General features: G+C 61.2%; 8 protein-coding genes. 6 read left to right on the forward strand and 2 right to left on the reverse strand.

Annotated features, from left to right (window positions below; genetic code table 11):
- The 4 genes from trbF to ACRCSW_RS09265 form a co-directional block, all read left to right on the forward strand.
- On the forward strand, positions 1–443 hold a 443-nt coding region (trbF, locus tag ACRCSW_RS09250; protein WP_438704458.1), incomplete at its 5' end, for a conjugal transfer protein TrbF.
- Positions 440–1,432 carry a P-type conjugative transfer protein TrbG gene (trbG, locus tag ACRCSW_RS09255; RefSeq protein ID WP_438704459.1) on the forward strand — a complete coding sequence of 331 codons (993 nt, stop codon included), beginning with the start codon at positions 440–442 and terminating at the stop codon, positions 1,430–1,432. The genes trbF and trbG, both read left to right, overlap by 4 nt.
- Positions 1,422–2,618: a TrbI/VirB10 family protein gene (locus ACRCSW_RS09260; RefSeq protein ID WP_438704460.1), complete on the forward strand. Its 1,197-nt coding sequence runs from the start codon at positions 1,422–1,424 to the stop codon at positions 2,616–2,618. The genes trbG and ACRCSW_RS09260 overlap by 11 nt, the downstream gene beginning before the upstream one ends.
- 2 nt (positions 2,619–2,620) lie before the next feature.
- Positions 2,621–2,884 (forward strand): DUF2274 domain-containing protein, encoded by a 264-nt coding sequence (locus tag ACRCSW_RS09265; RefSeq protein ID WP_438704461.1) that lies wholly within the window; start codon positions 2,621–2,623, stop codon positions 2,882–2,884.
- Here ACRCSW_RS09265 and ACRCSW_RS09270 read toward each other — a convergent pair.
- Positions 2,793–3,791, reverse strand: a complete 999-nt coding sequence (locus tag ACRCSW_RS09270; protein ID WP_438704462.1) for a LysR family transcriptional regulator — start codon at positions 3,789–3,791, stop codon at positions 2,793–2,795. The genes ACRCSW_RS09265 and ACRCSW_RS09270 overlap by 92 nt on opposite strands.
- 289 nt (positions 3,792–4,080) lie before the next feature.
- On the opposite strand from ACRCSW_RS09270, the gene ACRCSW_RS09275 reads away from it, so the two are divergent.
- Complete coding sequence (locus tag ACRCSW_RS09275; protein ID WP_438704464.1) at positions 4,081–5,709, forward strand: RcgA family putative transporter; 1,629 nt, start codon at positions 4,081–4,083, stop codon at positions 5,707–5,709.
- On the forward strand, positions 5,699–6,706 hold the full coding sequence (locus ACRCSW_RS09280; protein WP_438704465.1) for an RcgR family putative quorum lactone hydrolase: 1,008 nt from the start codon (positions 5,699–5,701) through the stop codon (positions 6,704–6,706). The genes ACRCSW_RS09275 and ACRCSW_RS09280 overlap by 11 nt, the downstream gene beginning before the upstream one ends.
- Before the next feature lie 277 nt (positions 6,707–6,983).
- Here the strand turns inward: ACRCSW_RS09280 and ACRCSW_RS09285 are convergent, their stop codons facing one another.
- Positions 6,984–8,210, reverse strand: a complete 1,227-nt coding sequence (locus tag ACRCSW_RS09285) for a tyrosine-type recombinase/integrase (protein ID WP_438704467.1) — start codon at positions 8,208–8,210, stop codon at positions 6,984–6,986.
- Positions 8,211–8,441 lie beyond the last annotated feature (231 nt).

Here is an 8,441-nt window from a genome sequence, read left to right on the forward strand (position 1 = left end):
GGACCATTGCCCCCGCAACCGCCGAGTATCAGCCGACCGATCCGCAGATCGCCTTCCATCTGGCGCATTTCATCGAACAGGTCCGCTCGATCGCCGCCGATCCGATCATCGTGCGGCAGAACTGGCTTCGTGCCTATGATTTCACCACGGATCGCGGTGCTTTGGCGCTCAACGACTATGCCCGCGCGGAGGATCCCTTTGCCAAGGTCGGAGAGACACAGATCTCGGTCGATGTGTCCAGCGTCATCCGCGCCTCGCCCGACAGCTTCCGCGTTGCCTGGACCGAGCGGCGCTATCAGGACGGCAGTCTCGCAGCCACCGAACATTGGACGGCGATCCTGACCCTCTCTGTTCAGCCACCAAGGACGGCCGAACGGCTCCGGAAGAACCCCCTCGGCATCTATGTCCACGCCATCAACTGGTCACGGGAGTTGGAGGAATGAACCGCACTCAGCGCTCCATCGCGTTCGCTTTAATCATGGGCCTGGGGCTCACCGGCTGCGCGACGACTTACAAGCCGCCGGAAATTACTTATGACGGCGACGTGCCATCGCTTCCGGCACCACCCCCCATTGTCGTCGAAGGCCCGCCCGGCCCTGTTCATACCCCGCCCGCCTGGACGCCCTCGCACGGTGGCAGCGTCGATGCTCCAACGCCCGAGGCCCGCGTCGTCAATGCCAATGCCGCCGCCCGCGTCGAGCCTCGCCGCGAGGGTTACTTCAACGCCATCCAGATCTTTCCCTACAGTGAAGGGGCTCTCTATCAGGTCTACGCTTCGCCCGGGCAGATCACCAATATCGCGCTCGAGCCGGGCGAGCAGCTCACAGGAGCGGGCCCGATTGCAGCCGGTGACACCACCCGCTGGATCATCGGCGATACGACCAGCGGCAGCGGACGTGACGCTCGCGTTCACATTCTGGTCAAGCCGACCAGACCCGATATCACGACCAATCTCGTCATCAGCACGGACCGGCGGACCTATCTGATCGAGCTGCGGGCGAACGAAGACTCCTACATGCCCTCGGTCGCCTGGTCCTATCCGCGCGTCCAATCGGAAACACGCGCACCCGCCGTCGCGGCACCAATCATACCACCTCGGTCGGAGCGGCACTATCGCTACGGCCTTCAGGGCGACCGACCGGCCTGGCGTCCGCATATGGTCTTCGACGATGGCCGCCGCGTTTACATCGTCTTCCCGCGCGGGATCATTCAGGGCGAGATGCCACCGCTCTTCGTCATCGGCGCCGAGGGCGAGGCGCAGATCGTCAATACGCGCGTCCATCAGAACGTTCTCATCGTCGACCGCCTGTTCAGCGCCGCCGAACTGCGCCTTGGCGGCGAGGACCAGCAAATGGTCCGCATTGTCCGGACCGACGGCGTGAGACGCGATGCTGAAACAACGGAAAGGGAGGGCACAGATCATGACCGATAGATCGAAAGACCTTCCCCCCAGCACCGAGACAGCCGAAGGCCCGGCTGGCAAGGACCGGAACGAGGCCTTTCGCTTGCGGGCCGAGCCACCGCGTGTCGTGCGCCTCTCGCGCAAAGTGCTTGCCGGCCTGACCATCGTCACGGCACTCGGGATCGGCGGCGCGCTGATCTTCGCGCTGCAGGGGCGGCAAAGCGCGGACCAGCCCAGCGAACTCTACACCACGGAAAACCGGCCGACCGCAGATGAGCTCGGCCAACTTCCATCAGACTATGCGGGCATCCCGCAACTCGGTCCGGCCCTGCCCGGCGATCTTGGTGGGCCGATCCTTCGCGCCCAGGAAGAGGGACGCCCGGTTCCACCGACCGCGGTTGCCGGTCCCGATCCGGAAGAACAGCTCCGGCTGGCGGAGATGGAAGCCGCGCGCACCAGCGAATTGTTCTTCAACGCCGAAGGCGGTCAGCCCACCTCGGTTCCGGACAGTACACGCTTCGATCCTGCGGGAAACTTTCCACCTGGATTTCCCGGCGAGCAGCAACCCCAGACCGCGCAGGACGCGCAGTTGGCTTTCCTCAATGCGCCCGTCGACCGCCGCACTGTCTCTGCGGACCGCGTCGCCCCACCCGCATCGCCCTATGTGCTGCAGGCGGGAGCGGTCATTCCGGCAGCGCTCGTCACCGGCATCCGTTCGGACTTGCCCGGCCAGATCGTGGCCCAGGTCACTCAGCATGTCTATGACAGCCCATCGGGCCGCTATCTTCTCATCCCGCAAGGCACGCGTCTCATCGGCGAATATGACAGTGGCATCGGTGTCGGCCAGCGCCGCGTGCTGCTGGTCTGGACCAGGCTGATCTTTCCGGATGGAAGTTCCATTGTGCTGGAGCGGCAACGCGGGGCAGATGCAGGCGGTTACGCCGGACTGGAGGACGGCGTCGACTATCATTGGTGGGACATCGCCAAGGCGGCCGCGCTCTCAACACTCCTGAACGTAGGAACCGAACTTGCTGCGGATGACGGCGACGTTCTCGCGAGCGCGATCCGCGACGGCGCGCAGGACACCATAAATGATGCGGGCCAGCAGATCGTCAGCCGCCAACTCGATGTGCAACCGACGCTGACCATCCGCCCCGGCTTTCCCGTGCGCGTGATCGTGACGCGCGACCTCATCCTCGAACCGCAAAGGGGATAGATATGACCAGGCTGAAACTCGGTCCCATCGCGGATGACAAGCCGGTCAAGGTGACCATCGAGCTTCCCGCGAGCCTGCATCGCGACCTCATTGCCTATGCGGAGGTGCTTGGACGGGAGACCGGGCAGCCAGTAAAGGAACCGGCGCAATTGATTGCTCCCATGGTTGAGCGGTTCATGGCGACCGACCGAGGATTTGCAAAGGCCCGGAAAGTCGTTTCAACGAAGGACCCGCAGGCAGCTGGGCGTTCAACGACCCTGCGGTAGCCCGCCGACGCCGGTGCGAGCCGTCCTCCCTCGACAAGGATCTGGCGATGCTGAGCAGGCGGCGGAGCGCCGGGTTATCGTTATTGGGAGACCACACCGCGCAGAACGGCAGCGCCTCGCCGGCAAGCCGTCGATACACCACGCCCGGAAATCGGGTGGCAATCGTGGCTTCGCTCGTCAGCGTCACTCCGCGCCCGAAGGAGACGATCTGCATGAGGTTGTCGCGCCCCACGCGGTAGCGATCGATCATGGGATGGACCCCGAGATCAGACAATCTCTTGGCTAGGAGATCCAGTATCTCCGAACCGGAATCGCACTCGCTGACGATGAAGGCCTGATCGCGCAAATCGTCCCAGCAAATACACTTGCGTTCCGCAAGGGCATGGCCGCTCGGGAGCACAACGAAGACGCCTTCGGTCCAGAGCTGCGCCGTATCGCAATCTGCGGGGGATGGCGCCCCGGCGACGAAGGCCACGTCGAGCTTGAGCAGTCGTACGGCCGCCATGTGATCCGACAGGTCCCCTTCAACAATGTCGAGATGCACGCCGGCGTAACGATCGCTATAGGCACGCAGCATTTGCGCAAGAAAGCCGGACGCCAGCGACGAGAAGATACCGACCCGAACCAACCCTTCGTCACCGCGACCGATCGACCGGACATCGGCGGCGGCATCGGAGACTTCGTCCAGTGCATGCTTGGCATGGCGCACAACTATCTTTCCGGCATGGGTGAGAAGGACGCCACCCGAATGCCGGATAAACAACGCGGCACCAATATCGTCTTCCAGGTCGCGGATCCGCCGGCTGATGGCCGACTGCTCGACACCCAGAGACTCAGCCGCACGCCGAAAACTGCCCCACTGGGCGGCAGCAATAACATAACGCAGATGTCTCAGTTCGATTGCCACCTTTCACCCGCCTTGCAGACTGAGTCTCAAGCCCCGCACCGCTCTTGAGTTGCGACAGACCAGTCTGCGCCGCGCACCGGAAGCGACCGCTCTCGGTGATCACAGTGGCGCAATCAGATGGCCCGGCACGGCTCTCCCACCGACACGACAGTTTGCCTCAACCAGTTCGAGGATCTGTTTGGCGCAGACAGACGGCGCTTCAGATGCGGCGGAGTTCCGCACGCTTAGGTTGCGTCGCAATGGAATACCAAGTCACGACGTGATACGAAGCGTTGCGAATTAGGACGAAATGAGGTCCTTCAAACCATTGATTAAGAACGGCAAATATTTCGTCCTGCCCGAAGCGGACGGCAGGGACTTCAAGGCACTGTTCCAGCGCCTTGCGTCAGCCGGTGCCGGTCGCCCCGTCGACAAGAGAGGGTTCCCAGAAGGGCCCTGGACGCCCGATCTTCTTGCCAAGGCCATCTCACAGATCGACGCGAACCAGTCTGGGATCGAGCTGCGGACCGTTCAGCTCTGGTTCCAGGACAACGATACGGGCATCAGCTCGGACAGCATTCGGTGGTTGGCGAGGATATTCGGGTGTGACGACCCCGAAGCAACAAGCGCATGGCAGGCGGAGCTCAGTGCGTCGCAGTCTCGTCTTGCTGCCAGGAGGCGGCAGGAACGGCAAGCTACGGGGAAGTCCTCTCAAAACCCACCGGACGCCGATCTCTCGACAGCGCGTGATGACACAACAACTCCACCTCTCAAGGCTCCGCAACTGCAGGCTTCCGAGGAAGCCGAAAGGCCATTCAGCCTCCCGCGCAAATCCGAAGCTTTCCTTGCGCGCGCATCTCCCTTGGATCTTCCCGCCTCGGTCTTCGCAGGAGCTGTTGCGCTCGGCTTCTGTTCGTACTTCCTCGGGATTCACAGTGTCACATTTGACCGGGACGATGGTGTCACCAAGCAGGTGGGTTTCCTTTGGGCTCCGAACTGGACGCTCCTCTTCATGGTCTTCATGCCTCTTTTCTTCGCGTTCGCGGGAGACCTGTTGGATTTCTGGAAGACTGAAGGGCGCGCAACGGTCTTGGCCGCCAGTGGCGGCGCGGAGAGCGACGTTGGTTGGGCGCACAGGGTCGAAGGCTCGGCTTATACGTACTGGGCGGTCTTCCTCATCTGCCTTGGCTTCGCTGGCCTCTTCCAGTGGATCAGCGTCCGCTTGATCCCCCTGCTGCAAGGCGGTGGTCAATATGCCATCGATTGGGGTTCCCTAGCGATTGGGCACCCTGAAGCCTTATCTGTGCATCAGGCGGTCGCGTTCACCGGCTTCGCTTATCTCTACATGTGCCTGTGCTTCTACCTCTTCTTCGTCGGTCTCATTCTGCTTTACACGTTGGTGCATGATCTCTGGGAAATCGAGCACCGATCAGCCTACGAAGATCGCAGACCTCAACCGGATATCCTCGAGATCCGCCATAGGATCATGCGAGGCATTTTTCGATGCACGATCTGCGGGGTGCTGATTGCAGCCTGCATGAAGCTACAGAGCCTGTATCTGATAACGAATGCCGAAAGTGTTCTGGATTGGCTCTTCCGCGATACGTTGTCCGTCCTTTCCCGACAGGACGCTGCAGACAAGCGAACGCAGCACAGCACGCCGACGCAATACACCAGCCTCCTGATTGCGTTCTCGGCCAATGTGGTCTTTCTCTATGGCTTCATCCGAATTGGTCTCGGGACCGGGTTCAACGCACCTCTGGGAAAGATGGTGGCCGTCGTGGCCCTGTCAGGCACAGCCTATCTCCTGATCGGAGCGTTCGCGGGCTTCTCGATATTGCTGGGCGTTTCGGTCCTTGTGTCGATCTTCGGCCTGTTCGATCCGGCGTTTGGCACACAGCAGCCGAGCAAGCTGAAAGGCGGCCAGAATGTACTGTAGATGGCTTGATCGGTGGGATGAACGACGGGCAGAGCGCGGCGAAGCGCTAAAGGAGTGGACCGCTTTCGCCCTCGATGCGGCGCTCGCATTTCCGGACTCGCACGGGGTGACCAGTCTCGCTGAATTCTGCACGCTTGCGGACCATGCCACTGCGGACCCGACCTTCTTCGCAGGCCCGAGCCAGCAGGATCCGGTTGTTGACCGAGAAGACGGATGGATCAGGTTCACCTCGAGCCTGCCCACGGGAATTGCGGAGAACGATCTCGTCTGGGCGAAGGTAACTGAGGCGCGATCATCCGACCGTGCCCTCGTGGTCTTTCACCATTGGAATGCAAGCCGACGGTCGCCTAAACTCGCCAACTTCTTCTCGCGGCGCGGCATAACCGTTATCGAGATGGCCCTGCCCTATCACCTCGAACGAAGCCGTCCGTCCTCCAGTCACGCCGACCATATGCTCAGCCCGAACCTCGGCCGTACCATCCAGTCCGTGCGACAGGCCGTGCTGGATGGACGGAAACTCATACACGCCCTGCAGAACCAAGGATATGGAGACATCTCGGTTCTTGGCATGAGCTTGGGCGCCTGGGTCGCCGGACTGATTGCCGCCCATGATCCCGCTGTCAAAAGGGCTGCACTGCTCCTCTCGGCCGGAAGCCTTGCGGATATGGTCTGGACCGGCCGCGCCACACGTCACATACGCGCCAGCCTCGAGGCTGAGGTAGGATTGGCCAACCTTCGGCGCGCCTGGGCACCGCTCAATCTGGAAAACTACGCCGACAAACTGGCGAGAACCGATCTTGATCTTCAGTTTGTCTTCGCCACGAGGGACACGGTGGTGTTACCGGAGCTGGGGCGGCAATTGGTGGCAAAGCTAAGGACCGTCGGCGTAACGCCTGGCATTCTGGAGCTGAATTGCGGCCACTACTCGCTTTCGCTGCCGCCAAACGTCATCTGGGCCGGATTGAGCGTACTGCGGTTGCTTTCCCGCAGTCAGTGATCGGAGCTTTGACCAGGCTCCTGATCTTGGCCAGTGTCTACCTTCAGGCACATCCCAAGACTGTCGGCCAGCAGTCATCGACGCTGCGACTGACATCCGTTTTCAACGTCAACTTCACCTGACCCGAACCCTCACGTTGAGTCCGAAATCTTGGAAGACGGATCGAACGATCGGTCGATCCTAATCGCGGTATTGGCCTTTCGTCGCCAAATCTGAAGCTTTCGCTATCGACACGCGCCGCCCCAACTTTGGAGGCCTGCCTTCAAGGCACCCAACGCTAACTATCAAGCAATGCCGCGATCTCATCACAGGTGCGCGCGACAGCAACTCTCAGCGCGTCGTCAACATGTACATATCCCTGCGTCACGGACTGCGCGGAATGCCCAAGCATGGCAGCAATGACCAACTCGGAAAAGCCGAGCTCGCCAGCGATACTCGCGAAGGTGTGGCGAAGCGTATGGGGGGTGACGTTTTCGATTGCCACCGTCGCACAAAGGCGCTGCAGACAAGCCTTCGCGCCGGTGTAAGAACCCGCACCCATTGTCGCAGGGAACACAAACGGCGATCCTGCCTGGATTGGCTGCGCGGCGGCCAGGCGAGCAGCACTTGGCCCAATGGCCCGCACCTGTGCGTCACCTTTCGTGTCCGGGAAGGCGACATAACCGGCCTCGGCGTGCAACCAGTCGCGGCGCATCTGTTGGGCTTCCGATCTCCTAAAGCCTGTCAGCGCGAGGAACCGCACGACGGCAAGTCCCCTTTGACTCTCACCGTTTCGTTCGGCGAAGCGCATCGCCTGTCCCAGCTTGCCGAGTTCATCCAAACTTAGGCGGCGAACCTTCCGCTTGGCCGCGAGACGGCGGGCACCAAGGCTTGGATGCCGCTCGATCTTGTCATGGCGAACGGCATGGGCAAAGATGCTTTGCAGCGTTGCGACGGCACGGCCGGCCACACCCGGACCGCCTGTCGCCACACCGCCCCGACCGGTGCCGCGCGCCTTCGCAGTTTTGCCAAGCACGATGTCCGACTGCATCCCCTCAACATCCACGATCCGAAGGCTGCTAACGAGGCGGTTTCCCAATAATGGCTTGATGTGGGTCTTGATCCGGCTTTCATCCATTGCAAGGCTGGACGCCTTGATCGCTCTGTTGCGTCGGCCGAGGATCCGACCTGCCTTGGCTTCTTCGAGATACCAATCGCACAGCTCTGAGACGGTGATGTTGTCTTCAGGCACATCTTCCTGCTGCGCAGGGTCAACGCCACCGGCCACCATGCCAAGCTTGATCTTCGCCTGATCGCGGGCTTGTTCGACGGTAATCAGACCATACCGCCCGATCGCCAGCCGTCGGCTCCGCCCTTCCGCCGTGCGATATTGGACAACGAAGGTCTTGAGGCCGGACGGCACGACCCTGACGCCGAAGCCACGAAGCTCGCTGTCCCAAAGGAACTCTTGGCTTTTTGCCGGTCGCTCAAGCGCATCGACCGCTCTCTTGGTCATCTTTGGCATGACGTTAGCCTCCGAGGCTCTGCTTACATTACTGTATCACACCGAAAAATGTAAGCAATCTGTAAGCAACTGGCGGAAAACCGCAGCGTGTGATCGGCGGCTTCGTCGAACCACAAACGATATTAACTGTTTATAGTCAGTATATTATCGAATTATATCGCGCTCTGGCGTAACCTTTTCTAAATCTTGCCAAGGTTAGGGTCGTGAGTTCGAATCTCATCGCCCGCTCCA

This window comes from Tabrizicola sp., assembly GCF_051645465.1.
GTDB lineage: Bacteria > Pseudomonadota > Alphaproteobacteria > Rhodobacterales > Rhodobacteraceae > Tabrizicola.

Coding starts and splice junctions, on each gene's coding strand:
- trbG (WP_438704459.1), top strand. CDS start 440: ATGAACCGCACTCAGCGCTCCATCGCGTTCGCTTTAATCATGGGCCTG.
- ACRCSW_RS09260 (WP_438704460.1), top strand. CDS start 1,422: ATGACCGATAGATCGAAAGACCTTCCCCCCAGCACCGAGACAGCCGAA.
- ACRCSW_RS09265 (WP_438704461.1), top strand. CDS start 2,621: ATGACCAGGCTGAAACTCGGTCCCATCGCGGATGACAAGCCGGTCAAG.
- ACRCSW_RS09275 (WP_438704464.1), top strand. CDS start 4,081: ATGAGGTCCTTCAAACCATTGATTAAGAACGGCAAATATTTCGTCCTG.
- ACRCSW_RS09280 (WP_438704465.1), top strand. CDS start 5,699: ATGTACTGTAGATGGCTTGATCGGTGGGATGAACGACGGGCAGAGCGC.
- ACRCSW_RS09285 (WP_438704467.1), bottom strand. CDS start 8,210: ATGCCAAAGATGACCAAGAGAGCGGTCGATGCGCTTGAGCGACCGGCA.